Below are 26,534 nucleotides of genomic sequence, written 5' to 3'. Positions count from 1 at the left end.
GGCCAGCACGTCGACGGTGACGGCCTCGCCCTGGTCGACCACGCCGAGGTCGACGTCGCCGACGGCGGCGAGCGGCCGGGTCGAGGTGACCACCTCGGCGCGCACCGTGCCGAGCACCGGATCGGCGACGGCATCGGCCACCGAGACGACGACGTCGCCCACGGTGCCAGGCGGGGTCGCGGCCGCGGTGGTGACGGTGAGGAAGGAGCCCTCGAACGTGGCCTCGAAGCCGTCGGGGACCTCGACGACGCGATAGGTGTGGCGGCCGGCGTCCGCAAGGTCCGGGTCGGTGGTCAGCGGGGCCAGGTCCAGGGTGTTCGCGCCGTCGGCGGGGGCCACCCGGAGGCTGGCGCCGGTGAGCGTGGGCGCGGTGTTGCTGCCGTCCGGGAGGACGGTGATGGGCAGCGTCAGCACCGCACGCAGGCCGTCCTGGGCGGTCGCGCCGTCGGTGGCCTCGAACGTCAGGGAGGCGGGGCCGGTGTAGCCGGCGGCCGAGGTGTAGCTCAGCGTCTCGGCGTCGACGACGGCCGCGGCCCCGTCGGAGTTGGTCGCCTGCACGGCGGCGGCATCGGTCAGGCGCACCGGGTTGCCGCTGGGTGCGACGACGTGGTCGGCGAGGGGGATCGTGACGGTCTCCCCGGTGCGGACCTCGACGGGCTCGGCACCGGCCCGGAGCACCGGGCCCGTCTCCGCCAGACCCGGGACGTCGACGAACCCCTGTGCGGTGAGCCCGTCCGGGTCCGTCACCACGTAGGTGATCAGCTGCCGCCCGGGCAGCACCGGCACCCGCACCGACCGGCCGACGACGCCGGCACCCGCCGGAGCATCGGGCAGCGAGACCTGCAGGGCGCCGACCGTGCCGTCCGCGTCCTCGTCGTTGGCGAGCACGGGGACGGTCACGGCCGCGGCGCCGACGATCTGCGCCGGGGCCACGAGGTCGTCGCGCGCCGTCGGGGGCCGCAGCGGCGCCTCGGCGGAGACTTCCACCCGGAGCGTGCCGGTGGCGGTCTCACCGCGGCCGTCGCCCACCGTGTAGACCACGGTGGAGGTGCCGCTCTGCCCGTCGATCGTCAGTTGGACGACACCGTCCGCGACCGCGACGCCCACCCCGTCCGCCGGGCCGGTGACGTCCTCGAGGGAGAGCAGGTCGCCGTCGGGGTCGCTGTCGTTGGCGAGGACGTCGACCTCGACGGTGCGCCCGGGGCGGACCTCCAGGGTGTCCGGCAGGGGCAGCGGCGCCCGGTTGATCCCGGGCGCGGGCACCACGCCGACGCGCAGCGGCGCCGCGGCGACCAGGCCGAGCCGGTCGCGCACGAGGTAGGTGAAGGTGTCGGTGCCGGTGGCGTGGTCGAACGCGAGGTAGTCCAGGTAGCCCTGGCCCACCTCGACGATCCGGCCCAGCTCGGGCGGTTCGCCGGTGCCGATGAGCTCGACGGAGTCGCCGTCCGGGTCGAGCCCGGCCAGCGCGATCGGGATGCGCACGCGCTCCCCGGCGAACGCGCGGGTCTCGACCGGCTTCGGCTGCGGCGCGGAGTTCTCCCCCGTGTCCGCCTGGACGTGCACGGTGACCTGCGCGGAGTCCTCGTTGCCGGCGGAGTCGAGGACGCGGTAGACGGCGTGCATCGTCTGCGGCGTCGCGGGCGCGCGGACCCGGAGCTCGTCCCCGGAGGTGAAGAACGCGCTGCCGGGCTCGTCCGGCGCCTCGACCAGGTCCGGGGCCAGCCGGAGCTCGAGCCCGGTGGGGTGGGTGTCGTTCACGAGCACGGGCACGGTCGCGACGTCGCCGGCACGGACGTTGACGACGTCCGGCTCGGCGACGGGGGGCTGCGACTGCGACGCCGTCGGCACGGGCTGGACGAGCACCTCGCCCTGGGCCGACGGGCCGCCGCCGGCGACGGTGTAGGTGAGGGTGAGCGGACCGGGCGGGACCTGCGTCGCCGAGATCTTCAGGACCCGGTGCTCGAGCACCTGGACGCTCAGCCCGGAGCCCTGGGGTACGTCCACCTGCTGCACGCCCAGCAGGCCGCCCGCGGGGCTCTCGTCGTTGGCGAGGACGTCGACCGTGACGGTCCCCCCGGCGGGCAGCAGTGCGGTGTCCCGCATCGCGACCGGCGCCGCGGAGACCGGCTCGAGGACGTCGACGCGGACGAGGCCGGCGGCGCTCTGGCCGGAGTCGTCCACGACGACGTAGGTGAGGTAGTAGGTGCCGGCGGTCTCGGACCGGACCTGGAACGTGCCGGTGCCGTAGTCCGCGACGACGTCGACCTCGGGCGGGCCGCTCACGTTGGCCAGGCGCAGGAGGTCGCCGTCCGGGTCGGTGTCGTTGTGGATCGGTGCGACGCCCAGCTCTGCCCCGACCGTGGTGCGCGCATGGTCGAAGACGGCCGTCGGGGGCAGGCCGGTGCCCGTCCGCACGTCGACCTCGAGGACGACGTCGGTGGTGGCTCGCCCGTCGGAGACGGTGAGCACGACCTGCTTGGGCCCGGCCGAGACGCCGGAGTCCTCGAAGGTGACGACGCCCGCGGGGGTGAAGCGGACGACGTCGTCGGAGTCCCAGGCAGCGCCCACGAGGACGAGCTGGTCGCCGTCCCGGTCGCGCACGTCGGCCAGCACGTCCACCGAGCCGCTCGCGCCGGCGGTGAGCAGCAGCGTGCTCGTGCGCAGGGCGACCGGGGCGTTGTTGACCTCGCGGGGCACCACGGTGAGGTCGAACATGGCACTCGCCTCGCCACCACGCCCGTCGGAGACGGTGTACCCGAGGCCGACGGAACCGGCGGCGTCGGGGCCGACCTCGACCTGCAGCGCGCGGCCGCCCAGCACGGGCACCACGGTGCCGACGGCGTCCGAGGTGCCGTCGATCGAGGTGATGGTGAGCAGGTCACCGTCGGGGTCGGTGTCGTTGGTGAGCACGTCCAGGACGGTGGTGCCGCCGGGCCGGACCCCGAACTCGTCGTCCGTGGCCGTCGGCGGGCGGTTGGCGGCCTCCCGCTCGAGGGGCACGGCGGCGGTCAGCTCCGTCGAGGGCTCCGCGCCGGAATCGTCGTCCGCGCTCGGCGGGGCGACCTCGTCCCAGTCGTCCACGAGCGTCATCTGCTCGTCGAGGAGGAAGACGCCCCCGGTGAGGGTGTCGTTGAGGACCACCAGGCCGCGGTTCGTGCGCAGCCGCATCTCCTGGGCCGTGGCGTCGGTGGGGACGGGGATCACGCCCGGCTCGCTGCCCTCGCACGCCCGCAGATAGGTCGGCAGGCCACCGGCCCAGGCCGCGTGCACGCAGCCGTCGACCACGAGCGGCGCCACGGGTGGGGCGAGCACGGGCGAGGCGATGACGCTCGGGGCGTCGCCGTCGAGCGGGACGGACACGAGGGCGTCGGCGGTGGCCAGGACGACGGAGTCCGCGGCCGGGCCGACCTGCTGGAGCCGGACCGCGGTGGTGTCGAGGTCCAGGTCGGTCAGATCGACCGGGTCGGCGCCGGGGCGCAGCACCAGGAGCCGGCCGGCGGCGGTCCGGGTCAGGACGACCGGCTCGGCGCCCACGGCGGTGATCTGGTTCGTCGCGCCGGCGAGGGTGGCGGCGTCCACCCCGAGGCCGGCGGTGGGCAGGTCAGGAGCCTCGGACGGCACGTCCTTGGCCGCGGTCCCCGGATCCGCACCCTCCACGACCACGCTCCCCGGGTCCGTGCGCCCCACCGGCTCGGTGCCGCGCGGCACCGTCACCAGCTCCCCGGTGGCGACGGAGAGGGCGTGCACCGTGCCGTCCGCGCCAACGGCGATGTGGGCACCGATGCCGAGCGTGGCCTGCGGCTCCGTGGCGGACTCGTCGAGTGCGTCCGGTGCCTCGACCGAGGCGGTGCGCAGGGCGCCGCTGCCACCGTCGAGCAGGGCGAGCACACCGCCACCGAGCCCCACCTCGGCGTTCGGGGGGAGCGTCGCGACGGGCGAGGTCGACAGGCCCGCGACGTCGACCCGATCGAGGCTGGCGGCGCCGTGGTCGACGACGAAGACGCCCGCGCCGTCCTGGAGCACGTCGATGTCCGCACCGGTGGTGGTGACGGCGCCGTCGAGCTCGTGGACCTGGTGGTTCACGCGGCCGACCTGGAGGGTCGTGGAGCTGGTGACCCACACGCCACCGTCGTTGAGGTCGACCTCGGCGCGCGCGGCGTCGTCGTCGAGGAGGGCCGCGGCCGCCACGCCCGCGGCGACCACCGCGAGCACGGTCAGGCTGACGACCCGACGACCGGCGTCCGCGCCTCGGCGGCGGGGGCTCCCATCGGGGCGCCGGGGCGCGGGCGCGCCCGCCCGACGCACGCCGCCCCACCTTCGCAACCTGTCCCCCTGTCACACCTGACGCGCAGCCACGGCACGAGCCCGGTGCGTCGTCCCCGGCCGGATCCGGGCCCGTCGGCCGCTCCTGCGCCGGGACGGCGCCTGCTCCTGGGTATGGCCACCCGGCAGGAACTCTATCGTGACGCACCAATTCGCCGGTGTGGCTTTGGTCACCCGATGTGTCGACGAGGACACCGACGCACCGGCGGCCGCCCGGCCCCGGCCTGCCGGTCCCTGATCGTCCGGGCCGGCCCGTCAGTCGTCGGCGGTGTCCGCGGCGGCGTCGAGGAGCGGAAGCTCCTGCGGCTGGACCAGCCGGGAGGCGACGGCGTACTCCACCAGGCGGGCCCGCCGGTTGACGGCGAGCTTGCCGGGGGCCCCGTGCAGGCCGCGCACGCCGTACCTGTCGAGCTTCTCGCACACGTTGTCCAGCTTGCGGTTGAACCTGGTCATCGCCCAGCCCAGCCGGCGGGCGGCCTCGGCGGAGCTCGGGATCGTCGCGGTGGAGCCGCGCCCGCTCAGCACCGGCTCGGCGAGGGCGAGGACGAGGAGCCGTTGGCTCTCGGTGAGGGAGACCGGGCCGATGGTGGTCTCGCCCAGCTCGACCTCCTCCGCCGGCCGCGTCGGCAGGAACGTGGGTTCGTCGTTGACCAGGGTGAGCTCATACGTCGTCGGACCGGCGGTGAACAGGATGGTGGTGCGCGGGTAGACGACGGGCAGGCGGGCGCCGGGGGCGAGCCACGCCTGCGTGTTGCCCGCCGGGTCGGCGACCGTCGCCGACAGGCGGGAGCCGACGTTGGTGAGCCACCACATGTCCTCGAACCGGCTCACCTCGAGGAACCGGCGGTGCAGGTAGGGGTTGTCATCGATCTCGAGCAGCCCCTCCCGCCCGATCAGGACGGTCTCGTCCGGCGAGAGGTCGAACCACTCGCCGGCGAACTCCAGCTGCATACCCATCCCTGTCTCCCCCTTCGATCCCCGGCACCGCTCCCACGTGCATGATCGCGCACGGTCCGGGCACCAGTGTGCCCCGCCGGGGACGCCCGGGATGCCGTACGCGCCGCCGAGCCCCTACGGGACGCAGGCGGCGGCCGGTTCGGTCGACGTCGTCCCGTCCGGCATGCGGACCTTCACGGCGAGGCAGACCTGCCCGGGGGCCTCCACCGTGACCGTCACGCCGTCGACGAGGCGTACCTGCGGCGGGGCACCGGGCTCGGTGCGACGCCACGTGTAGCTGACCCCGTCGGTGCCGGCGACCGCCTCGGGTGGCCGCCAGGTGAACGTCACGGAGTCCCCGGACCGGGCTCCGGTCAGGCCCTCGGGGCTCGCGACCTGCTCCGGGATGGGGATGCCCGCGCCGGGCGACGGCACCACGGGGGGCGCATCCGTGGCCTCGCCCAGGAAGCGGTAGCCGATGAGCACCCCGACGATCACGGCCAGCGCGGCGGCGGCCGCGACGAGCAGCCGGCGCCGGCGGACGCCCGCATCGGGCGCGGCGGGCCCGACGATGGGCCCGGTCACGGATCCGGACGCGGACACCCCCGGGCGGGAGCCCTGCGCACGCTGCGCGCCGCCACCGTCGTCGGCCGCGGGGCTCTCGACGTATGGGAGGACCTCCACCACCTTCCGCACCACGGTGCGACCGCCGACGTCGGCGGTCGCACCGTGCCGGGCAGCCGCCTGGTCCATCCACGCGGTGTCGGGGACCTCGATCTCGGTGCTCGGCAGCGCCAGCTCGAGCTCGACCGCCTGCAGGGCCCGGCCGAGGTCCAGCGCCGAGGCGTAGCGACGCTCGGGCTGCTTCGCCATCGCCTTCTCGAGCACCCGGGTCAGGGAGGCGGGCACGTCCTCCCGGCCGATCGGGGGCACCGGCATGGTACGGATCCGCTGCGTGTAGTCGAGGCGGGTGTTGGGACCGCCCGGGACGGTGAACGGCGAGCGTCCGGCCAGCACGGTGTAGATCGTGGCGCCCAGGGCGTACACGTCCCCCGCGACGCCTCCGGGTTCTCCCTCCACGGCCTCCGGCGCCGCCCACGGCACCGAGACACCGGTGGTCTCGGCCTCCTCACCCCGTCCCGGGGTCAGCAGCCCGGCGATGCCGAAGTCGGCGAGCGCCGGCCTGCCGTACTCCGTCGTGAGCACGTTGGCGGGCTTGATGTCGCGGTGCACGATGCCGGCCCGGTGCGCCGTCTCCACGGCCCCCGCGATCCGGATGCCGACGCCGAGTGCCTCCGGCACCCCCAGCGCGCGGACCCGCAGCCGCTCGGCGAGGTTGGGCAGGGGGCAGTACTGCATGACCAGGAAGGGGCGGCCGTCGTCCGAGCGGCCGGCGTCGTGGATCGAGACGATCGAGGAGTGGCTGGAGAGCTGGGCCATGAGGTCGGCCTCGGCCAGGAACCGCTCGCGGGCGGACTCGCTCACCGTGCCGCCGGCGAGCACCTTGATCGCCACCTGCCGGCGCGGCATCCGCTGGGCGTAGCGGAAGACGTCGGCGAACCCCCCGGTGCCGAGAACCTCGACGAACGTGTAGCCGTCGAGTTCGGGGGGCGGGGCGGGGGCGCGGCGCGCGCTCATGCCCCGGCGCCCGGGACGCGCGGAGCCTCGTGCGGTGCCCGGGAGTCGATCCTCGCCACGGTGAGGCGAACCTCGGTGGAGAGCTCGATGACCCCACCCGGCGGTACCGGCACGCCCGCCCCGGGGCGCAGCCGCGCCGGGGGGCGGCCAGGGAGGTGGACCACCGTGCCGTTGGTGGAGTTCATGTCCGTGGCGACGACGTGGTCGGCGGCCGGGCGGAGCTCGAGATGGGTGGCGGAGATGTCCCGTTCCGGGTTGGGCACCACCACCAAGCACGGTGCGGCGCCGGCGGGGAACCGGCCGGTCTGCGGTGCGCGGCCGACCAGCACCGGGCCGGCGACGGGAATGCGCCGGCCCGTGCTCAGGACGACCTCGAACACCGGGTCGGGTGTGACCGGAGCCTTCTCGCGGCGGTCGGTGCCGGCCGGTGTCCACGGGCCGGCCGGTGACCGCGGGCTCGAGGGCGTCACGGGCGTCGCGGGCGTGACGATCTCGGTCAGGTGGCTGGGCGCCGCGAGGCGGCTCGGGGCGGCGTCGCCCTCGTCCTGCCAGGTGTCCTCGGGATTCGCTCCGGGGCTGTCGTCGGCCGCCTCCTCGGCGGCTTCCTGGCGCAGGCCGTCCGCGCGGACGACGCCACCCGTCACGGGCAGCCACGTGGCGCGGTCGGCCGGTTCGGTGCCGAGGACGACCGTGCAGCCCGTGCCCGCGGACAGCTCCTCGGTGGTGCCGCCCGTGTCGCGCACCAGGCGCTCCCCGGCACGGACGACGGCCTCGCCACGCACCAGGACGTGCAGTGATCCCCCGCGGTGGGCCACGACCGCCAGGTCGGGCGCGTCCCCGGCCCACCGGTCGGCCCAGTCGGCCAGGCTCCCCGTGGGCCGGCCCGCGCGGAACAGCCGGACAGCGACGGCGTCCGCACCGACGTCGTCCCCCCCGACGGCGGCCGGGCCGACAACACCCCGGTGACTGCCGTTCATGCCCCTGAGGAGCACCACGAACCCGTCGGTCACGACCGCCGTACCGGTGCCGGGCCGGTACTCCACGCTCACCGCTCCTCCGGGGCGGGCCGACCATCGCACGGCCCGGTGCCGGCGTGGTCGTCGTCCGTCCCGTCCGGGTCGACGACGACGACCGTCACGTTGTCGTTCGCCACGTCCGTCACGGCGCGGGCGACGAGCGCGCGGGCCGCCTCGGCCGGGTCGGGCACGGCGCCGAGCACCTCGGCGATCTCGGCATCCTCGAGCTCGCCGACGAGACCGTCGGTGCACAGCAGCAGCCGCTCCCCCGGTCGCACCCGGAGCAGCCAGAAGTCGGCGTCGGCGCGGGTGCCGGTGCCCACCGCCCGGGTGATGACGTTGCGGCGCGGGTGGGTGCGGCGCGCGGCCGGATCCAGTGTGCCGGCGTCGACCCTCTCCTGCACGAGGGAGTGGTCGACGCTCACCTGCTCGAGCTCACCGCCCGCGAAGCGGTAGACGCGCGAGTCGCCCACGTTGAGCACGAGCCAGCAGGGGTTGCCGTCCCACTCCGTGCGTACCGCACCGGCGACGGTGGTGCCGGCGACGGTGTCCGGCCCGTCCAGGGGGCCGGTGCCCGCGGCCATGGTGTCCCGGATGGCGGCACCCGCGGCGCGGAGCACCTTCTCGATCTCGGCGCGGGTCACGGGGCCGCCGTCCAGGGAGGCGGCGAGGTCGCGGAACTTCGCGATCACGGTCTGGCTGGCCATCTCGCCGCGGGCGTGACCACCCATGCCGTCCGCGACGACGAACACCGGCGGCTGGGCGAGTGCGGCGTCCTCGTTGACGCTCCGGCGGCCACCGGTGTCGGTGGCCACGCCCCATCGGGTCAACTCCCGCTCCCTCGCTCCAGGTGCCGTGCGTCCGTGCGGCACGCGCTGCCCTTAGGGTGCCACGTCCTCCCGATGGGACCAGCCCAGGACGGGCCGCGGGACGATCACGGCACGGCCGGGTAGACGCCCCAGTAGGCGGCGAGGACGAGGAGGACGACGCTGCCCAGGGTGGTGCACACGAGCGAGGCCCACCCGAGCCGGCTGGTGGCCAGGCTGTCGCGGTGGGCGCGGGCCTGGCGCCACGTGGCGGCGACGGTCAGCACGAGCGTCACCGCGGCGAGCACCCCGACGGCCTGGACGGCGATCCATCCGCCCAGCACCAGCAGCGCGTCGGTGTCGTAGTTGAGGGCGAGGTCGGCGATACCCAGCACGTAGGCGACGTAGGAGAACCAGGTGGCGACCGTGGCCAGGGACAGGGCACACGCGTAGCGGCCCAGCGGCGGCGCCAGGGTGCTCGTCCGGCGGCCCCGGAGTCGGGGCAGCTGGCCCACCGCCCACAGCACCGGCCCGGCCAGCAGGAGGCCGAGCCCGACCAGCACCGTGATCACGAGCATGTCGCCGCTCGCGTACCAGCGAGGCCGGTCCACCGGGTCGGCCCGGAAGTGCTGCACCGGCTCGGCGCCGGCGATCCGGGGGGAGGCGTCCGCCGTTGCGGGCAGGCCGAGGATCCAGCGGGCGAGGTCCTCCGGGAACCCGGCGGCGTACTCGCCGTCGACCTTGATGCCGTGGTTGGCGTGCGCGTAGTAGCGCACCGTGTACTGGTCGTTGCCGGCGTCGGCGAGGTCGCCGATGATCACCTCGGCGCCCTGCACGATCGGCATGGAGTAGTCCGCGGCACCGTAGACGACGAGCACCGGCTGGGTGATGCGCTGCTGGTAGGGCGAGACGTCGAAGTCGAAGTACTCGAACCCGCCGCCGGGGAACTGCCCACCCACCAGGCGCGGGATCGCGCGCAGGATCCGGTCCGGGGCCCCCGTCTCCCGCAGGTAGGAGTCGGCCGCCAACGCACCCTGCTCCCGCAGCGGGAGCACCGGGGCGGACACCAGGGCGACGAACGCGACGTCGTCGTTGCCGGCGGCGGCGATCGGGGCGGACATCGCCCCCTCGCTCTCGCCGTACACGCCGACCCGGTCGGGGTCGACGCCGGGCCAGCGCGTCAGGACGGCGAAGGAGTCGAGATAGTCCTCGGCCATGCCGACGTAGTCGCGGTCCCGGGTGCTGTAGGTGTCGCTGCGCTTGTCCGGCACCATCGTGACGATGCCGGCGCTGGCCAGGTCGGTGGTGAGCTCGGCGAAGTTCTTGTGCGTGGCGGTGCCCGCACCGTGCATGAAGAGGACGCCGGGACGATTCCCCACGGCCCCGACGGGTGCGGCGATCGTCGCCCGGATGGTGACGTCGCCGTCGACCCTGACGTCGATCACCTCGCGGGTCACGTCGAAGGTGCCGACCGGTGCGGTGCGCGCCGTGGAGCCGATGGCGGTGTCCGACGACTCGGGGACGAGCGTGTGCTCCAGCGGGGTGGGGTGCCAGCCCGGGCCGGTGACCGTGCCGATCAGTCCCAGCAGGAGCACCAGCGCGATGCTGGCACCCAGCCGGCGGTATCTCACCGTGCCCAGGGTAGTTGGTCCCCCTTCCGCCCGGTCCCGGCGACGCGCTAGAACCCCAGCCGCCCGAGCAGCTTGGGGTCGCGCTGCCAGTCCTTCGCGACCCGCACGTGCAGGTTGAGGTAGACACGGGCCCCGAGCAGCGCCTCGATGCCGCCCCGGGCGCGGGTGCCGACGTCGCGCAGCCTGGCCCCGCCCTTCCCGATCACGATGGCCTTCTGGGAGTCGCGCTCGACGTAGATGTTGACGTGCACGTCGAGCATGGGTGGGCGCGGGTCGTCGTCCGCCCGGGGACGCTCGTTGACCTCCTCGACCGTCACGGCCAGGGAGTGGGGCAGCTCGTCGCGCACGCCCTCGAGCGCGGCCTCGCGGACCAGCTCGGCGATCATGACGTTGTCCGGCTCGTCGGTCAGCTCGCCGGCGGGGTACAGCGGCGGGGAGACCGGCATCTTGGCGAGCAGGAGGTCGGTGAGGACGTCCACCTGCTCACCCTTGACGGCCGAGACGGGCACGATGTCGACCCACTCCCCCGCCCGTTGGATGTCGAGGAGGTGGGCGGCGAGGGACTCGCGGGAGACCTTGTCCGCCTTGGTGGCCACCGCGATGACCGGGGTGCGCAGGTGGGCGAGCTCGCGGGCGATGAACTTGTCGCCCGGGCCGACCTTCTCGTCGGCGGGCAGGCAGAAGACGATGACGTCGACCTCGGCGAGGGTCTCGCGCACGAGGTCGTTGAGTCGCTGCCCCAGGAGGGTGCGGGGCCGGTGCAGGCCGGGGGTGTCGACCAGGACGAGCTGACCGTCGTCGCGGTGCACGATGCCACGCACGGTGTGGCGGGTGGTCTGGGGCCGGCCCGAGGTGATCGCGACCTTCTGACCGACCAGTGCGTTGGTCAGGGTGGACTTGCCGGCGTTGGGGCGCCCGACCATGCAGGCGAAACCCGCGCGGAAGCCCGCGGGCCAGTCGTGGCTGATCAGGCCGGGTGCGTCCGTCAGGGCGTTGGGGCCGGCCGTCAGCTCGTCGTCGGAGGGGAACCTCACATGCTCACCTGCATCTCGTCGTCGTTCTCCGCCTGAGTGGGCACCCGGGAGGCCAGGATCGTCGAGAGGCGACGGCGTCGCCCCTCGGCTCGCTCGGCCACCAGGTGCAGCCCGAGGACGTCGATCTCGGCGCCCGGGAGGGGCACCTTGCCCAGGGCCTTGGCGAGGAGGCCGCCGGCGGAGTCGACGTCGTCGTCGTCGATCTCCAGGCCGAACAGGTCGCCGAGCTCGTCGATGGGCAGCCGGGCGGGGACGCGCACGGTGCCACCGCCGAGGTCCTCGACCTCGGGCTCGGCGCGGTCGTGCTCGTCGACCATCTCGCCGACGAGCTCCTCGAGGAGGTCCTCGATGGTGACGAGACCGGCGATGCCGCCGTACTCGTCCACGACCAGGGCGATGTGGAAGCTGCCGGCCTGCATCTCGCGCAGGAGGTCGTCCACGAGCTTGGTCTCGGGCACGAACGTGGGCTCACGCATGACGTCCGCGACGGTCAGTGCGTCGGTGTCGGCGCGGCGGTGGACGCGGCGCATGACGTCCTTGAGGTACAGCACGCCGAGCATGTCGTCGGTGGACTCCCCGACGACGGGCACGCGGGAGTAGCCGGACCGGGTGAACAGCGTGATCGCCTTGTCGAGCAGCTGGTCGGCGTCGATGACGACCATGTCGGTGCGCGGGACCATGACCTCGCGGGTGAGGGTCTGACCGAGCTCGAAGACGGACTGCAGCAGCTCGCGCTGGTCGTCCTCGATCTGCTCGGACTCGCTGACCCGGTCGACGATGTCGCGCAGGTCCTCCTCACGATCGGCACGGGCCTCCTCGTCCGTGCGAGCCACGTCGTGGGTGAGGATCTCACCGAGTCGCTCGAAAGGCCGGTCGAGCGCGGCGAAGAGATTCATCGGCGGCGCCAGCACGAGCAGCACCCCGGTGGGGTTGCGGCGCCCGAGCTGGCGTGGGCTGAGCTGGACGACGACGGCGAGCACGAGCGCCGTCGTCACCACCGACACCAGGAGCACCAGCCACCAGCGCGGCAGCAGGGCGCCGACCACGAGCGTGACGCAGACGGCCGCGGTCATCTCGGCGAGGACCCGCACGAAGCCGGTCGCGCGCAGCGCCGCCTGCCGACGCTCGACGAGCCGCTGGACCGCCGGGGCCCGGCGGCCGTCCAGCTCGCCGACAGCGGTGCGGGTGATGCGCTGCAACGCCGCCTCTCCCGCGCTCAGCGTCGCCCCCAGCGAGATGCCCAGGAGGGCGAGGACCCCGAGCCACGCCGCGGGCACCTGCTCGATCATGCCGTTCATCGATTCCCTCAGCGCTCCGCGAGGAAGCTGAGCAGGAGGCGGCGCTGCAGGCCGAACATCTCCTTCTCCTCCTCCGGCTCCGCGTGGTCGTAGCCGAGCAGGTGCAGGATGCCGTGCGTGGTCAGCAGCAGGAGCTCCTCCACGGTGGAGTGCCCGGCGTCGAGGGCCTGCTTGGCGGCCACCTCGGGGCACAGCACGATGTCGCCGAGCATGCCGGGGGTCGGCTCCTCTCCCGGGCGTCCGGGTCGCATCTCGTCCATGGGGAAGGAGAGCACGTCGGTCGGGCCGGGTTCGTCCATCCACCGCTCGTGCAGCTCGGACATGACATCGGGGGTGACGAGCAGGATCGACAGCTCCGCGTGGGCGTGGACGCGCATCTCACCCAGGACGTAGGTGGAGAGCGCGGCGAACTCCTCGCCGTCGACGTCGTACCCGGACTCGTTGTTGACCTCGGTGGTCATCGGGTCGCTCCTCGGTGCTGGCGGCGGTCGATACGGCGCGGGCCCCCATCCGCCGTGGTGGCGTCCCAGCGCTCGTAGGCGTCGATGATCTCCCCCACGAGTCGGTGCCGGACGACGTCGGCGCTGGTGAGCCGGCAGAACGCGATGTCGTCGATGTCGTCGAGTATCTCCTGGACCACGCGGAGCCCGGAGCGGGTGCCGACCGGCAGGTCGACCTGCGTGACGTCCCCGGTGACGACCACCCGGGAGTTGAAGCCGAGGCGGGTGAGGAACATCTTCATCTGCTCGGCGGAGGTGTTCTGGGCCTCGTCGAGGATGATGAACGCGTCGTTGAGGGTGCGCCCGCGCATGTACGCCAGCGGCGCCACCTCGATGGTTCCGGCGGCCATCAGCTTGGGGATGGTCTCGGGGTCGAGCATGTCGTACAGGGCGTCGTAGAGGGGGCGCAGGTACGGGTCGACCTTGTCGTTGAGGCTGCCGGGGAGGAAGCCGAGCCGCTCGCCCGCCTCGACCGCGGGTCGGGTCAGCACGATGCGCTTGACCTGCTTCGCCTGCAGGGCGCCGACCGCCTTGGCCATCGCGAGGTAGGTCTTGCCGGTGCCGGCGGGGCCGATGCCGAAGACGATCGTGGAGCGGTCGATGGCGTCGACGTACTCCTTCTGCCCGAGTGTCTTGGGCCGGATGGTCCGCCCGCGAGTGGAGAGGATGTTCGCCGTCAGGACGTCGGCAGGGCCCTGCGGGCCGGGCGCGGTGAGCATGGAGATGGCGCGCTCGACGGCGTCGGCGCTGAGCGGGGAGCCGGCCGAGGCGACCGCGGCGAGCTCGTCGACGAGCCGTTCGGCGACGACGACGTCACCGGCCGCGCCGGTGAGGGTGACGACGTTGCCGCGGACGTGGATGTCGACCGCGGGGATCCCGTTCTCGATGGCCCGGAGCACCTCGTCGCGCCGGCCGAGGAGGGCCACCATCGGAACCGTCTCGGAAACGGTCACCTGGTGCTGGACCTGGCCGGCGGGGAGCTCACCGGCGGGCGAGACTGACGTGGGCGACATGGGACGGGCCGGGTGGCCCTCACAACTCCTCGGGGTCGGGACGCCGTGGTCGGACTGCACCATGGCGGCAAGGCCAGGATATCCGCCTGAGCGCGGGCCCCGCTCGGCCCACCACGCGAGGGACTCCACGAGGACCTTCCGGCCGGTCGGCCCGGGGTCGGGCGGCACCTCCCGGCGGTACCCGTCGGGGCCGGGGCGCCCGCACGATGCACGGGAGCACCGCTCCCGTTGCTCCCCACCGGCCGAGGCTCCCGCCGCTCAGCCCCACCGGCCGAGGCGCTGGGCGAGCACCGCCAGCGCCGCCGGCCCGGCGGTGGAGGTCCGCAGCACGTGCGTTCCGAGCAGGACGGGCTGTGCGCCGGCATCCGCCAGCGCCGCGACCTCCGCGTCGGTGATGCCACCCTCGGGGCCGACCACCACGGCGACGTCGGTGGGGTGGGCGAGCCCCGCCTCGGTGCCGGTGACGACGGTGCCGGTACCCGGCAGCCGGGCCGCGGAGAGCGGTCGCCTCGCCTGCTCGTGCAGGACGAGCACGGCGCCGCCGGCGGCGACGGTGGTCGCGACGGCGGCCCGGAGCGATCTCGTGGTGACGACGTCGTGGACGGCGGGCACCCGGGCGCGCCGGGACTGCTTGGCGGCGGCGAGCGCGACGGCGGCCCAGCGTTCCCGGCCGCGCCCCATCTTCGCGCCGGACCAGACCGAGACGGAGCGGTCCGCCTGCCAGGGCACGATCAGGTCGGCCCCGAGCTCGGTGGCGGTCTCGACGGCCTGCTCGTCGCGGCCGCCCTTGGCGAGCGCCTGGACGAGGACGAGCCGGACCGCGGGGCCGGGCTCGTGGTGCACTGCGGTGACCGCGACCCGCAGCAGGTCCTTGGCCGCCTGCACAACCGTTCCGTGGACGCGCAGGCCGGCGCCGTCGACCAGCTCCACCTCCTCACCGGCCCGCATGCGCCGGACGGTGGCAGCGTGCCGCGCCTCCGTACCGCGGAGGGTGACGACGCCGCCGGGGACGGCACCACCCAGCTCGTGCGGGGCGTAGAAGACGGCGGTCGTCATGGCCGGTGGCTCTGCGGCGAGGCCAGGTCAGCGGCCCGCGAGCTTCTCGCGGAGCTTGGAGAAGACGCCGCTGCCGGTGCCGGCCAGTCGCGGCTCCGGCTGCTCCTCGCCGCGCAGGGTGGCGAGCTCGGTGAGCAGCTCGCGCTGGCGGTCGTCGAGGCGGGTGGGGACCTGGACGTCGAGGTGGACGTGCAGGTCGCCGCGGCCGCCGCGGTTGAGGTGGCCCACCCCGAGGTGGTCGAGTGTGACGACGTGCTCGGCCTGGGTGCCCGGGACGACGTCGATCGAGTGGCGCCCGTCGAGGGTGTCGAGCTCGAGGACGGTGCCGAGCGCGGCCGCCGTCATCGGAATCTGCATGGTGCAGTGCAGGTCGTCGCCGCGGCGGACGAAGAACGGGTGCGGCTTCTCGTGGATCTCGAGGTACAGGTCGCCGGCGGGGCCGCCCGCGGGGCCGACCTCGCCCTGGCCGGACATGCGGATGCGGGTGCCGGAGTCGACGCCGGCCGGGACATCCACGCGCAGGGTGCGGCGCGTGCGTACGCGCCCCTCGCCGGCGCAGTCCTGGCAGGGCTCGGGGATGATCGTGCCGTGCCCCTGGCAGGCGGAGCAGGCGGTGGTGGACATGACCTGGCCGAGGAAGGATCGGGTCACACGCTGCACGGAGCCACGGCCCTGGCAGACGGCGCACGTCTGCGGGTAGGTCCCGGGCCGGGAACAGGTGCCGTTGCACGTCGCGCACACGACTGCGGTGTCCACCTGGATCTCGCGGGGGGCACCGAAGACAGCCTCGGTGAGCTCGATGTCGAGGCGCACGAGCGCGTCCTGGCCCCGGCGCGCGCGGGGCACGGGCCCGCGGGACGCACCGCCGGCCCCCGCGCCGAAGAACGTCTCGAAGATGTCCTGGAAGCCGGCGAAGCCACCAGCCCCGGCGCCGCCACCACCGAGGGCGGATTCGCCACCCAGGTCGTACATCTGGCGCTTCTCCGGGTTGGAGAGCACCTCGTACGCACGCGTGACGTCCTTGAAGGTGTCGGCGGCGTCCGGGCCCGCGACATCCGGGTGGAGCTTGCGGGCCAACCTGCGGTAGGCCTTCTTGATCTCCTCCTGGCTGGCCTGGCGGGAGACGCCGAGGATCTCGTAGTAGTCGCTCACCACGTCACTCTCTGCTGGGGTTCTGATGTTCTGCGGATCTGGTGCGGTGCGGGGGCGCCGAGGTGGCACCGGTCCGGCTACCCGGCGAGGAACCGGGACAGGTAACGGGCGACGGCCCGCACCGCGGCCATCGTCCCCGGGTAGTCCATGCGGGTGGGTCCGAGGATGCCGAGCCGGGCGACCCCCTCGTGGGGCGAGTCTCCACCATAGGCGCCCGTGACGAGCGACGCTTCCACGAGGCCCTCGTGCTGGTTCTCGGCGCCGATCCGCACCGTGATCGCGTCGTCGTCCATCTCGGCGAAGAGACGCAGGAGCACGACCTGCTCCTCGAGGGCCTCGAGGACGGGGCCGATCGTGTGGGAGAAGTCGATGTCGGAGCGTGCGAGGTTGGCCGTGCCGGCCATGACGAGGCGCTCCTCGGTGTCGAGCCGGAGGGTGTCGGTGAGCTGCTCGCTGACCGCCTCCACGAGGGGGCGGTGCTGGGGGGCGAACTGCTCCGGGAGGCGGGCCAGGGGCTCCTCGAGGGCCTTGAGCCGGCGGCCCGCGCACACCACGTTGAGGCGGACGCGGAGCTCGGCGACGACGCCGGGATCGACGTCCTCGGACAGCTCCACCGCACGCTGCTCCACCCGGCCGGTGTCGGTGATGATGACCACCAGGAGGCGGCGCGGGCTGAGCAGGACGAGCTCGAGGTGGCGCAGCGCCGAGCGGCGCAGCGAGGGGTACTGCACGACGGCGACCTGGTGCGTGAGGTGCGCGAGGAGGCGGACGGTGCGCTCCACGACGTCGTCCAGGTCGACAGCATCGTCGAGGAGGCTCTGGATGGCCTGGCGCTCGGCCCCGGAGAGCGGCTTGAGCGTGGCGATCTGGTCGACGAAGGCCCGGTAGCCCTTGTCGGTGGGCACCCGGCCGGCGGAGGTGTGCGGCTGGGCGATGTAGCCGAACTCCTCGAGGGCGGCCATGTCGTTGCGGATGGTCGCCGGGGAGACGCCGAGGGAGTGACGCTCGACGAGCGCTCGGGAGCCGACCGGCTCACGGGTGGCGACGTAGTCGTGCACGATCGCGCGCAGCACGTCCAGCCGACGATCCTCGCTCATTGCTCCTCCTCCCGTCTCGCTGCTTCTCCCGCACTCACTGCTTCTCCCGCGCGGCTACTTCCCGCACGCCTCGTCGTCCGCACGCCTCATCGTCCGCACGGCGCGGTGCGTCATGAATACCATCGTCAGCACTCTCGTGCTCCGAGTGCTAATCCTACTCGCCACGCCGGGAGCACACGGGAGGCTCCGGCCACAGTCCGCTTAGCCTGCCGTGGTGAGCGACCGATACGGATCCGACGTCCTGGCCTCCGACCCGCACCGATCGGGCGCCTTCGCGCACCGGGCGACGACTCGCGACCAACCGGCCGAGCAGGGCCTCGTCGTGGAGGAGGTCGAGACGGGTTGGGTCGGTGCCGTGGTGCGCGTGGAGAAGTCGGGCGGCATGCGGGTGGTCGTCCTGGAGGACCGACGCGGGCAGACCCGGACGTTCCCGCTGGGGCCGGGGTACCGGGTCGAGGGCAAGCCGGTGCGGCTGGTCCCGCCCACGGCGCGGGTCGGGTCGCAAGCCGCGTCGCGCGGTCCGCGGACCGCCGGTGGGCGGCGGCTCACGGCGTCAGGCTCGATCGCCGTGGAGCAGCGCCGGGCGCGCGTGGCCAGGGCGTCGCGCATCTACGTCGAGGGCCGGCACGACGCCGAGCTCGTGGAGCGTGTGTGGGGTGACGACCTGCGAGTGGAGGGCGTCGTCGTCGAGCTGCTCGACGGCGTCGACAACCTGCCGGCCGTGCTGGCGGCGTTCGGGCCGGGACCGGGGCGCCGGGCCGGGGTGCTGGTGGACCACCTCGTGAAGGGGTCCAAGGAGTCGAGGATCGCCGCACGGGTCGCCGGCGGCGGCACGGCCGCGCACGTGCTGGTGCTGGGGCACCCGTACGTGGACGTCTGGCAGGCCGTGCGGCCGGAAAGGGTGGGGCTGGACGCCTGGCCCGACGTCCCGCGGGGGACGGACATCAAGATCGGCACGCTTGCCGCGCTGGGGTGGCCGCATGCCGACCAGGCGGACGTCGCGCAGGGGTGGAAGCGGATCCTGGGCACGGTGCGCAGCTACCGGGACCTCTCCCCCGCCCTGCTCGGGCGGATGGAGGAGCTGATCGACTTCGTCACCGCCGTACCCGAGTAACGCGCCGTAGCCGAGTAACGCGCCGTAGCCGAGTAACACGGCGCGCCCGAGCAACACGCCGCACCCGAGCAAGGCGTCGCACCCGAGCAAGGCGTCGTAGCCGAGCAACACGCCGTAGCCGAGCAAGGCGGCGCGCCGCGCCGGCGTAGCGCGCCGCACCAGCGTCGTCCTCGCTCAGTCCGTCAGAGCCCGCACCACCGTGTCCGCGAGGAGCCGGCCCGGACGCGTGAGCACCACGCGGCCGTGCCGGGCCGCTGCGAACTCGATAAGGTCCTGGGCAATCAGATCGGCGATGGCGCGCCGCTGCCGCGTGGGCACCTTGCCGGTCCCGGGGTCGAGCTCGAGCCCACCGGCCAGGCGAACACCAAGCATCACCCGCTCCAGCTCGCGGGTCGTGTCATCGAGAACCTCACGGCCGGCGGCGGGGCTGAGGCCCTGCTCGAGCCGATACGCGTAGGTGCGGGGGTGCTTGACGTTCCACCAGCGCACTCCGCCGACGTGACTGTGTGCGCCAGGGCCGATGCCCCACCAGTCCTGGCCGCGCCAGTAGGCGAGGTTGTGCCGGCTCGCGTGCGCCGGTACTCGGCGCCCATCGCCGGCGGGCGGCGCACCGTGGAGGCCGGCATTGTCCGCGTTCGCACCCACACCATCGGCGTTCGCACGAGGGTCGTCGCCGCGCGTCCTGACGTCACCGCGCGTCCTGACGTCGTCGTGCGTCCTGACGTCGCCGTGCGTCCTGACGTCGCCGTGCGTCCTGACGTCGCCGTGCGTCCTGACGTCGTCGGCGCGCGTCCTGACGTCGTCGGCGCGCGTCCTGACGTCGTCGGCGCGCGCGAAGTTGCTGATCTCGTACCACTCAAGGCCCGCCGAGCTGAGGAGGTCGTCGACGATCTCGTACTTGACGGCTGCGTCGTCGTCGTCCGGCGCCGACAGCTCACCACGACGGAGCTGGGCGCCCATCTTGGTGCCGGGCTCGATGACCAGTGCGTAGGCGGAGACGTGGTCCGGCTCGAGCGCGATCGCCGCCTCGACGCTGGTGCGCCAGTCGTTCGCCGACTCCCCGGGGGTGCCGTAGATGAGGTCGACGGAGACCTCCAGCCCCGCCTCGCGCGCCCAGCGGACGACCTCGGGCAGGCGCCTGGGGTCGTGGGTGCGGTCCAATGTCTTCAGGACGTGCGGCACCGCCGACTGCATGCCGAACGAGACCCGGGTGAAACCGGCCTCGGCCAGCGTCTCCAGCGCGGCGGCGTCGACGGAGTCCGGGTTGGCCTCGGTGGTGACCTCGGCGCCGTCGGCGATCCCCCAGGCCTGGCGGACGCCGTCGAGCATGAGGGCGAGATCGGGGACGGGGAGCATGGTCGGGGTGCCGCCCCCGACGAAGACGGTGGAGATCTCTCGCTCCGGCATGCCGGCGGCACGCAGCGCGCGATCCGCGAGCACGGCGCGGGCGAGGTCGATCTCGCGCAGGGCCGTCGAGGCGTAGGCCGTTGCGTCGGCGCCGCCGCCGAGCTCGGCGTTGGTGTAGGTGTTGAAGTCGCAGTAGCCGCACCGGACGCGGCAGAACGGCACGTGCAGGTACACGCCGAGGTCTCGAGCGGCCGCACCGTCCGCCGCCGAAGCAGGGAGCGCGCCGTCGTCAGGTGGGGTGTCGCCGTCGGGCAGTGCTGGCATGCGATTAGTCTCTCCCACCGTGACGTCACGTCCGAACGACCCGGGCTCGACCGCGGCCGGCCGGGCCACGCCGGGGTGGACCCTCGCCCGCGCAGACCGGAGTCGCTCCCCGGTCCGTGCGGATCCGACGCTGCCACGCCCGGTCCGTGCGGATCCGACGCTGACGCGCCTGTACCGACTCGACGGCGACGACGAGGTGACCCGGACACGCCGGGCCGCGGTGCGATCGTTGCGCCCGCTGCCGGAGCAGGAACCCTACTCGTCGCGTGCGGAGGTGACACTCCCGGCGGCCGACGCCGACCCGCACCGGACCCCGTTCGTCGTCGAGCACGACGGCGTCCCCGTCGGCTTCGGCGTCATCGACCGAGCGGGGAACCTGCCGCAGCTGGTGGATCACCCCGAGCAAGCCGCGTTGCTGCGGGCGTTCTACATCGACGCGAACGCGCAGCATCTCGGGCACGGCCGCACCGCGGCCGGGCTGCTCCCCGTGTTCGTGCGGTCGATCGAGCCGAGCGCCCGCATCCTCGTGCTCACCGTGAACGAGTCGAACCCGGCCGCCGTCCGCGCCTACACCGCGGGTGGTTTCGTGGATGTGGGCCAGTATCTCGGCGGGTCCCTCGGACCCCAGCGGATCATGGTCGCTGCCCTGGAGCGGGCGGGCTGAGGTTGCTGCCCCCGACAGGTGGCAGGGGTCGCCTCTCGCGAGGGCGGTTGAGGTCACCGGCACGGCACCTTCCGACTCGGCACCCTTCCCACTCGGCACCCTTCCCACTCGGCACCCTTCCCACTCGCGGGCTGCGCCCTCGGCTGCCCGCTCACAGCTCGTCGCGGAGGCCGTGTGGATGGCGTGGCTGCGGGGGCTGGGTCTGCCCCAGGACGGTCGTGGCACCGCTAGGTTCGCGACGGTAGGAGATACCGGTCAGTTTCGAGGTCCAGGTGAAGACCCCGGGCTCGTGCTGCCGAACCGCGAAGTCCCCGTTGGTCTTCAGGGAGTGGTCGGTGGTGCAGCCCGGCCCGAGGTTGGCCCATGACGTCGTTCCGAGGTGGGACCAGGGCGTCGTGTGGTCGAGCTCGCACCGGGCCGCGGCCGTGGAGCACCCCGGACGGAAGCACGTGCCATCACGCAGCCGGATCAACTCGGCCAGGTCCGCAGGGGGGCGGTACCGGCTCCTGCCGGCGTCGAGCACCACGCCGGTGAGCGGGTCGGTGACCAACCGTCGCCACAACCCGCCCATCGCCAGTGCGCGGGCAGTCACGGCGTCGATCGCGCCATAACCGTCCAGATGTCCGGGCTCGTCCCCGCCCAGCAGCGTCGACAACGGCACGGTCACGTTCACCCGCACCGGGACGCCACCCTTGAGGGCCAGCGCGTACCCAGCCTCCGACGGATCGGGATCAGGCACAGTGCTGGTGCTGGCGTCGGCGTCGGGATGCGAATCAGGACCCGGCGGTGCGCCCGGCAGGTCCGCAGGCACGGCACCGCCGACCCGGTCAGGCGGCCCTGGGGACAGCGCATCGCGCCAGCCAGGAGGCACGCCCACCTCGCCGCACCCGCCGGTCGGCTCCGGCACATCGTCGAGCCAACGCGGCGGCTCTGGTGGCTCGGCGTCGTCGAGCTCGAGGAGGAGGGCACTGAGGTCGTCGGGGACGGGGCCGATCGTCGCTGAACCCGGCGATCCGGGCTCAGGCAACGGACCGCCGCCACCGGTCCGTGGGTTGCCGGCGGTGGGGGCGGTGCGGCTCCCGATGCTGCCCGTACGCAAGGCATCCGCACCGATGGAGGCCAGCACATCCGCACGGAGCTGGTCCGTGGTCCGGCGATCGCCGGCAGCCCTGGCCGCCCGCGCCGCCCCGTCGAGCGCGAGGTCCAGCGCGATCGCATCCGCAGCGGGAAACACCGCATACATCGATGCCATCCCGTCGGGCAAGGATCTCGGGTGACACACCCGCCGGCGGGCCATCGCCGCCCGCGCCCGATCCACAGCGACCTCGGGATCCACGGTGATCAGCACCTTGTTCAGCGCACGACCCAGCTGGGACGGCGTCCTGCTCCCCGCCTCGGGCAGCACCTCGTCCTCCACGGCGACCGCGACCTCGAACGGCAGGTCGGCCAACGTGCGTGCGATCAGTCCCGCCTTGGCGGGGTCGATCACCCCGTCACGCAGCGCATCACCCGTGGCCAGCAACGGACCGTTGAGCATCACTGCGGTCTTGACCGCGGTGGACGCAGCCGGTCTCGAAATGCCCTCCCGCATGGCCACCTCGGTCGACAACGCCACGAAGCCGTCCGACCAGCCACCCGACCAGCCCTGGGATGCGGAGGCGAGCTCCGCGAGCGCCTCGCCCCGCCGCGCCGTCGCCCACGACGCGACCCGCGACCAGGCCGCCGCGATCTCCACCAACGCGTCGGCGTCCTCGCCCTCCACGCCCACCGGGTTCAGTGCCTGGGCCAGGTCCAGGCCCGCCAGTACCGGCAACGCAGCAACGAGGCCTGCCATTGCACCCTCGCCCGCGTGGTCACCTTCGGCGGCCAGCTCTGCCTGCGAATCGGCATCGACCGGACTCCTGGGAACATCGGGGGCTTCGGCAACCTCGGGAGCATCGCGGCCTTCGGGCCCTTCGGGTACATCCGGTGCGTCCGGTGCATCCGGTGCATCCGGTGCATCCGGTGCATCCGGTGCATCGTGACCCTCGGAAGCGTCGGGAGCATCCGCCGACTCGGGAATCTGAGCGAGCTCGAGAGCCGGTGGGACCTCGGCCGTGTGCGTGGCCTCAACAACCACAGGGGCCGTGGAGTCCGCTCCTCGGCCATCCACGACGTCTGCACGCTCGCCGGACCGTGCGGCAGTGATCAGCATCCAGGCCAGGGCATCCTCGACCACGCTCCGTGGGAACACCGCAATGCGGCTCCCACCAGCGTCGCTCACCCCGTCATCGAACATACGTACAAGGTTACCGGGAGGGTACGACATCCGGAATCGAGCGCGGAAGCGACGCGTCGCGGAGACAGGTGGACGGCGGCCACGGTGACCGATGGGCAGTCAGGCCCCGGGCACACCAGCCCGCGCTACCGCACGGTCGACATACCCACGCAGGAACTGGGCGATCGTCCATGCATCCTGAGCCGCCCGCACCGGGCCGCCGTTGCCGTCGCCGTCGCCGTCGCCGTCGCCGTCGCCGAGCGTCCGCCCGCGCATCCCTGCCTCGTACGCCAACAGCGCCCGTGCGTCGTCGGGATCGTGCCGGGCGAACCATCCGGACACGGTCACCCCGTGACCGGGAGAGGAGGTCACGGTCACGGCGTCGCCGGCACCGACCGGCCCGGGGGTGAGCACCCGCAGGTACACACCGGTGCGGGCGCGCTCGGTGAAGCGTCGGACCCACCGCTCCTGCCCCAGCCAGCGCCCGAAGGTCGCGCAGGGCGTGCGCGGCCCGGTCACCTCCACCTCGAGCACCTCGCCGATGCGCCAGCGTTCACCGATCTCGGCGTCGTCCACGGCCATCCCTGCGACCCGCAGGTTCTCGCCGAAACGGCCGGGCGGGATCTGCTCCGCCAGTTCCGCGGCCCAGTAGTCGGTCTCGGCCAGGTCGACGGCGTACAGCGCCTTCTCCGGCCCGCCGTGATTCTTCCGGTCGGCCTGGACGTCGCCGCGCAGCCCGTACGTCCCGACCGTGACGGGCCCGACCACGGGGCTCTTGTCGATCGCCGTGATGCCGACCCCGCCGTCGTCGTCGTGCAGCTCGGCCACGCGACAGACGTGCGTGAGCGTGCCCATGCGGCTACTTCTTGCCGGTGGGGGCGTCGGAGGTGAGCGCGGCGATGAACGCCTCCTGCGGCACCTCGACCCGGCCGATGTTCTTCATGCGCTTCTTCCCCTCCTTCTGCTTCTCGAGGAGCTTGCGCTTCCGGCTGATATCGCCGCCGTAGCACTTGGCGAGCATGTCCTTGCGCAGCGCGCGGATGGTCTCGCGGGCGATCACCCGGGAACCGATCGCTGCCTGGATCGGCACCTCGAACTGCTGGCGCGGGATCAGCTCCTTGAGCTTCCCCGACATCATCACGCCGTAGGCGTACGCCTTGTCGCGGTGGACGATCGTCGAGAAGGCGTCGACCTGCTCGTGGTTGAGCAGGATGTCGACCTTGACGAGGTCGGCCTCCTGGTCCCCGTCGGGGTCGTAGTCCAATGAGGCGTAGCCGCGGGTCTTGGACTTGAGCTGGTCGAAGAAATCGCCGACGATCTCGGCCAGCGGCAGCGTGTACCGCAGTTCCACGCGCTCCTCGGAGAGGTAGTCCATCCCGCGCATCGTGCCTCGGCGGGCCTGGGCGAGCTCCATGATCGTCCCCACGAACTCGCTCGGGGAGAGGATCGTCGCGCGTACCACGGGTTCACGGATGGACGAGATCTTGCCCTCGGGGAACTCGCTGGGATTGGTCACGTGCACCTGCGTGCCGTCTTCGGTCACGAGGTCGTAGCTCACGTTGGGCGCGGTCGAGATGAGGTCGAGGTTGAATTCTCGCTCGAGCCGCTCACGAACGATCTCCAGGTGCAGCAGCCCCAGGAACCCGCACCGGAACCCGAAGCCGAGCGCGACCGACGTCTCCGGCTCGTAGACGAGGGCGGCGTCGTTGAGCTTGAGCTTGTCCAGGGCGTCTCGCAGCACCGGGTAGTCGGAGCCGTCGATCGGGTACAGGCCCGAGAAGACCATCGGCTTCGGCTCGCGGTAACCGCCGAGCGCCTTCGTGGCCGGCTTCGAGAGGTTGGTGACCGTGTCGCCGACCTTGGACTGGCGCACGTCCTTCACACCGGTGATGAGGTAGCCCACCTCACCCACGCCCAGGCCTTCGGACGGCGTGGGCTCGGGCGAGATGACGCCGATCTCGAGCAGTTCGTGGGTGGCACGCGTCGACATCATCTGGATGCGCTCGCGCGGGGAGAGCTGCCCATCGATGACGCGCACATACGTGACGACACCGCGGTAGGTGTCGTAGACGGAGTCGAAGATCATGGCTCTCGAGGGGGCGTCTGCGTCGCCCTCTGGGGCGGGGATGTCGCGCACGATCCGGTCGAGGAGCTCGACGACGCCGGCCCCGGTCTTGCCCGAGACCCGTAGGCAGTCCTCGGGGTCGCCGCCGATGAGGTTCGCGAGCTCCTCGGCATACTTCTCCGGCTGCGCCGCCGGGAGGTCGATCTTGTTCAGGACCGGGATGATCGCGAGGTCGTTCTCCATCGCCAGGTACAGGTTCGCGAGCGTCTGTGCCTCGATCCCCTGCGCGGCGTCGACCAGCAGCACCGCGCCCTCGGACGCGGCCAGCGACCGGTTGACCTCGTAGGAGAAGTCCACATGGCCCGGGGTGTCGATCATGTTCAGCGCGAAGGCCCGCTCCCCCACCTGCCAGGGCATCCGCACGGCCTGGGACTTGATCGTGATGCCGCGCTCGCGCTCGATGTCCATCCGGTCCAGGTACTGCGCTCGCATGTCGCGTGCATCGACGACACCGGTGAACTGCAGCATCCGATCCGCCAGCGTCGACTTGCCGTGGTCGATGTGGGCGATGATGCAGAAGTTGCGCAGGAGCTCCGGCGGGGTCGCCGCCGGGCGGATCTGAGCCGTCAGGGCCGGGCTGGGGATGGGGGGCACGTCCACCTCTGTACGCGGTGCACGATCGCACACGTCGGATATTTCTTCGCCCCATGGTCCCACGCCGCACCGGCGCCGACGACGTCGGGAGGTTCCCGCTGTTCGCCGATGGCGAGGTGACCGGTGGCGGACCGCGGTCGCGTGCCACCCTGGGGAGATGACCGCTGCCGGGGAGCTCCTCAACCAGGTGGTGCCCACGCTGGTGCGCATCGCCCGGCGCCCCGGCGCGTTGCTGCTCACCGCCGCCGGGCTGAACGTCGGCCTGTTCGCGATCCTCGCACTGGTCCACGGCCTCACCCGTGACGGCTGGACCGCCTGGGTGCCGCTCGGCCTCGCGGCCGTCCTCGCGGCGCCGGTCGCCGTGCTCGCCGTCCGCCGTCACCGCCTCCAGCGCCAGACGGCGGAGCTGGGGCCGACGTCGACCGTCACCGTCGCGACCGGCGAGGTCGTCGTCGTGGGGTCGGGCGCGGCCGACGATCATCTCCGGGACGAGCGCTCCGCGATGAGCGCCGCGATGGCGGAGGGGACGCTGCGCACGGCACGCTTCCTGCCGCGGGTCGAGGCGGCGCAGCGTGCTGCGCTCGTCGCCGCCGGCGGGCCGGTGCACGC

At 73.2% G+C, this 26,534-nt stretch carries 19 protein-coding genes and 1 pseudogene; 3 read left to right on the top strand and 17 right to left on the bottom strand.

Annotated elements, in window-relative coordinates:
* The 13 genes from ACYC1Z_RS05320 to hrcA form a co-directional block, all read right to left on the bottom strand.
* The coding region (locus ACYC1Z_RS05320; RefSeq protein ID WP_461408502.1) for an Ig-like domain-containing protein at positions 1-4,305 on the bottom strand (4,305 nt) is incomplete at its 3' end.
* A gap of 273 nt (positions 4,306-4,578) precedes the next feature.
* Positions 4,579-5,280 (bottom strand): FHA domain-containing protein, encoded by a 702-nt coding sequence (locus tag ACYC1Z_RS05315; protein ID WP_461408501.1) that lies wholly within the window; start codon positions 5,278-5,280, stop codon positions 4,579-4,581.
* 114 nt (positions 5,281-5,394) lie between these two features.
* Entirely contained in the window at positions 5,395-6,897 is a 1,503-nt protein-coding gene (locus ACYC1Z_RS05310) for a serine/threonine-protein kinase (protein WP_461408500.1), read from the bottom strand.
* Complete coding sequence (locus ACYC1Z_RS05305; RefSeq protein WP_461408499.1) at positions 6,894-7,946, bottom strand: FHA domain-containing protein; 1,053 nt, start codon at positions 7,944-7,946, stop codon at positions 6,894-6,896. Before ACYC1Z_RS05305 ends, ACYC1Z_RS05310 begins: the two co-directional genes overlap by 4 nt.
* Positions 7,943-8,743, bottom strand: a complete 801-nt coding sequence (locus ACYC1Z_RS05300; protein WP_461408498.1) for a PP2C family protein-serine/threonine phosphatase — start codon at positions 8,741-8,743, stop codon at positions 7,943-7,945. Before ACYC1Z_RS05300 ends, ACYC1Z_RS05305 begins: the two co-directional genes overlap by 4 nt.
* Positions 8,744-8,847: 104 nt before the next feature.
* A complete protein-coding gene (locus ACYC1Z_RS05295; protein WP_461408497.1) occupies positions 8,848-10,350 on the bottom strand; it encodes an alpha/beta hydrolase family protein in 1,503 nt (500 codons plus the stop codon).
* A gap of 47 nt (positions 10,351-10,397) precedes the next feature.
* A complete protein-coding gene (gene era / locus ACYC1Z_RS05290) occupies positions 10,398-11,384 on the bottom strand; it encodes a GTPase Era (RefSeq protein WP_461408496.1) in 987 nt (328 codons plus the stop codon).
* Positions 11,381-12,682, bottom strand: coding sequence for a hemolysin family protein (locus ACYC1Z_RS05285; protein ID WP_461408495.1), 1,302 nt, complete (start codon positions 12,680-12,682; stop codon positions 11,381-11,383). Before ACYC1Z_RS05285 ends, era begins: the two co-directional genes overlap by 4 nt.
* Positions 12,683-12,690: 8 nt before the next feature.
* Entirely contained in the window at positions 12,691-13,143 is a 453-nt protein-coding gene (ybeY, locus tag ACYC1Z_RS05280; protein ID WP_461408494.1) for an rRNA maturation RNase YbeY, read from the bottom strand.
* A complete protein-coding gene (locus ACYC1Z_RS05275; protein WP_461408493.1) occupies positions 13,140-14,195 on the bottom strand; it encodes a PhoH family protein in 1,056 nt (351 codons plus the stop codon). The genes ybeY and ACYC1Z_RS05275 overlap by 4 nt, the downstream gene beginning before the upstream one ends.
* A gap of 258 nt (positions 14,196-14,453) precedes the next feature.
* On the bottom strand, positions 14,454-15,251 hold the full coding sequence (locus ACYC1Z_RS05270; RefSeq protein WP_461408492.1) for a 16S rRNA (uracil(1498)-N(3))-methyltransferase: 798 nt from the start codon (positions 15,249-15,251) through the stop codon (positions 14,454-14,456).
* Between the two features lie 27 nt (positions 15,252-15,278).
* Positions 15,279-16,403 (bottom strand): molecular chaperone DnaJ, encoded by a 1,125-nt coding sequence (dnaJ, locus tag ACYC1Z_RS05265; protein ID WP_461408491.1) that lies wholly within the window; start codon positions 16,401-16,403, stop codon positions 15,279-15,281.
* A gap of 77 nt (positions 16,404-16,480) precedes the next feature.
* Entirely contained in the window at positions 16,481-17,500 is a 1,020-nt protein-coding gene (gene hrcA / locus ACYC1Z_RS05260; protein ID WP_461408490.1) for a heat-inducible transcriptional repressor HrcA, read from the bottom strand.
* Between the two features lie 211 nt (positions 17,501-17,711).
* On the opposite strand from hrcA, the gene ACYC1Z_RS05255 reads away from it, so the two are divergent.
* A complete protein-coding gene (locus ACYC1Z_RS05255) occupies positions 17,712-18,614 on the top strand; it encodes a DUF3097 domain-containing protein (RefSeq protein ID WP_461408489.1) in 903 nt (300 codons plus the stop codon).
* A 174-nt stretch (positions 18,615-18,788) separates the two neighbouring features.
* Here ACYC1Z_RS05255 and ACYC1Z_RS05250 read toward each other — a convergent pair whose 3' ends face one another.
* On the bottom strand, positions 18,789-20,285 hold the full coding sequence (locus ACYC1Z_RS05250; RefSeq protein ID WP_461408488.1) for a coproporphyrinogen-III oxidase family protein: 1,497 nt from the start codon (positions 20,283-20,285) through the stop codon (positions 18,789-18,791).
* Between ACYC1Z_RS05250 and ACYC1Z_RS05245 the strand changes: the two genes are divergently transcribed.
* A complete protein-coding gene (locus ACYC1Z_RS05245; RefSeq protein WP_461408487.1) occupies positions 20,284-20,949 on the top strand; it encodes a GNAT family N-acetyltransferase in 666 nt (221 codons plus the stop codon). The genes ACYC1Z_RS05250 and ACYC1Z_RS05245 overlap by 2 nt on opposite strands.
* Positions 20,950-21,100: 151 nt before the next feature.
* Here ACYC1Z_RS05245 and ACYC1Z_RS05240 read toward each other — a convergent pair whose 3' ends face one another.
* The 3 genes from ACYC1Z_RS05240 to lepA form a co-directional block, all read right to left on the bottom strand.
* Entirely contained in the window at positions 21,101-22,783 is a 1,683-nt protein-coding gene (locus ACYC1Z_RS05240; RefSeq protein WP_461408486.1) for an HNH endonuclease signature motif containing protein, read from the bottom strand.
* Between the two features lie 543 nt (positions 22,784-23,326).
* Complete coding sequence (locus tag ACYC1Z_RS05235) at positions 23,327-24,061, bottom strand: MOSC domain-containing protein (protein WP_461408485.1); 735 nt, start codon at positions 24,059-24,061, stop codon at positions 23,327-23,329.
* Positions 24,062-24,065: 4 nt separating this feature from the next.
* Complete coding sequence (gene lepA / locus ACYC1Z_RS05230) at positions 24,066-25,925, bottom strand: translation elongation factor 4 (protein ID WP_461408484.1); 1,860 nt, start codon at positions 25,923-25,925, stop codon at positions 24,066-24,068.
* Between the two features lie 157 nt (positions 25,926-26,082).
* Between lepA and ACYC1Z_RS05225 the strand changes: the two are divergent.
* Positions 26,083-26,534 (top strand): annotated as a pseudogene (locus ACYC1Z_RS05225) (hypothetical protein); the annotation flags it as partial.

This window comes from Georgenia sp. (assembly GCF_054605595.1).
Note: the sequence above shows the minus strand (reverse complement) of the source record. Positions and strands in the feature narration are given on the sequence as shown.

Excerpts from the sequence above, each read along its gene's own strand:
- ACYC1Z_RS05315 (WP_461408501.1), bottom strand. The coding sequence starts at position 5,280 with ATGGGTATGCAGCTGGAGTTCGCCGGCGAGTGGTTCGACCTCTCGCCG.
- ACYC1Z_RS05310 (WP_461408500.1), bottom strand. The coding sequence starts at position 6,897 with ATGAGCGCGCGCCGCGCCCCCGCCCCGCCCCCCGAACTCGACGGCTAC.
- ACYC1Z_RS05285 (WP_461408495.1), bottom strand. The coding sequence starts at position 12,682 with ATGAACGGCATGATCGAGCAGGTGCCCGCGGCGTGGCTCGGGGTCCTC.
- ybeY (WP_461408494.1), bottom strand. The coding sequence starts at position 13,143 with ATGACCACCGAGGTCAACAACGAGTCCGGGTACGACGTCGACGGCGAG.
- ACYC1Z_RS05275 (WP_461408493.1), bottom strand. The coding sequence starts at position 14,195 with ATGTCGCCCACGTCAGTCTCGCCCGCCGGTGAGCTCCCCGCCGGCCAG.
- ACYC1Z_RS05270 (WP_461408492.1), bottom strand. The coding sequence starts at position 15,251 with ATGACGACCGCCGTCTTCTACGCCCCGCACGAGCTGGGTGGTGCCGTC.
- hrcA (WP_461408490.1), bottom strand. The coding sequence starts at position 17,500 with ATGAGCGAGGATCGTCGGCTGGACGTGCTGCGCGCGATCGTGCACGAC.
- ACYC1Z_RS05245 (WP_461408487.1), top strand. The coding sequence starts at position 20,284 with ATGCGATTAGTCTCTCCCACCGTGACGTCACGTCCGAACGACCCGGGC.
- ACYC1Z_RS05250 (WP_461408488.1), bottom strand. The coding sequence starts at position 20,285 with ATGCCAGCACTGCCCGACGGCGACACCCCACCTGACGACGGCGCGCTC.
- ACYC1Z_RS05240 (WP_461408486.1), bottom strand. The coding sequence starts at position 22,783 with ATGGCAGGCCTCGTTGCTGCGTTGCCGGTACTGGCGGGCCTGGACCTG.
- ACYC1Z_RS05235 (WP_461408485.1), bottom strand. The coding sequence starts at position 24,061 with ATGGGCACGCTCACGCACGTCTGTCGCGTGGCCGAGCTGCACGACGAC.